General features: G+C 51.6%; 1 protein-coding gene. It reads left to right on the top strand.

The genetic code is table 11. The annotated features are described in order from the left end of the window. Window positions 1–1,259 (top strand): fibronectin type III domain-containing protein (locus LRL21_RS44640; protein ID WP_240422192.1); only part of this gene is annotated, 1,259 nt, incomplete at both ends.

Raw genomic sequence — 1,259 nt, 5'->3', positions numbered from 1 at the left:
GCTATACGGCGGATATCGGCACCTATAGTGTAGCGGGACTAGCGGAAGGTGCAACCTATTACTTTAATGTCATTGTGAAGGATGAGGCGGGCAATAAGACGGCCTACACAACGAAGCAGGTTGTGACACCAGACATGACGTCACCGGTTGTGTCCGTTGGGACGATAAGCACGTCAGCTCTCACCAGTACAGGAGTAACATTGAACTGGGCGAAGGCGACGGATACGGTGAGTGCACAAGGTGCGCTGCAGTATCAAGTGTACCGCTCCAGCAGCAATAACCTCAACACGGTGGCGAACATCGAAGCCAACGGAACGGCACTGGGCAGCTATACGGCGGACATAGGTACATATAGTGTGACAGGCCTGACGGAAAGTACAACTTATTACTTTAACGTCATTGTGAAGGACGAGGCAGGCAATAAAACCGCCTACACAACGAAGCAGGTTGTGACGTCCGATATCACAGCACCAGCGGTGTCGGATGGGACAATAAGCACGTCAGGCATTACAGCAACAGCAGTAACGTTGAGCTGGACGAAGGCAACGGATACGGTGAGTGCACAAGGTGCGCTGCAGTATCAAGTGTATCGCTCCAGCAGCAATAACCTGAACACGGTGGCGAACATCGAAGCCAACGGAACGGCACTGGGCAGCTATACGGCGGACATAGGTACCTATAGTGTGACAGGCCTGATGGAAAGCACAACCTATTATCTTAACGTCATTGTGAAGGACGAGGCAGGCAATAAGGCGGCCTATACGATGAAGCAGGTCGTGACGTCCGATATCACAGCACCAGCGGTGTCGGATGGGACAATAAGCACGTCAGGCATAACAGACACAGAAGTAACGTTGAGCTGGACGAAGGCGACGGATAATGTGAGTGCACCAAGCGCGCTGCAGTACCAAGTATACCGCTCCAGCAGCAATAACCTGAATACAGTGGCAAATATTGAAGCCAACGGAACGGCAGTAGGCAGCTATACGACGGACATAGGTACATATAGTGTAACTGGCCTGACGGAAAGCACAACTTATTATTTTAACGTCATTGTGAAGGATGAGGCAGGCAATAAGGCGGCCTATACGATGAAGCAGGTCGTGACGTCCGATATCACAGCACCAGTTGCGTCGGATGGGACAATAAGCACGTCAGGCATAACAGACACAGAAGTAACGTTGAGCTGGACGAAGGCGACGGATAATGTGAGTGCACCAAGCGCGCTGCAGTACCAAGTATACCGCTCCAGCAGCAAT

It is taken from the genome of Paenibacillus periandrae (assembly GCF_022458865.1).
GTDB classification, from domain to species: Bacteria; Bacillota; Bacilli; order Paenibacillales; family NBRC-103111; genus Paenibacillus_S; species Paenibacillus_S periandrae.
The sequence above is the reverse complement of the archived record's forward strand: the minus strand, read 5'-3'. Positions and strand labels throughout refer to the sequence as shown.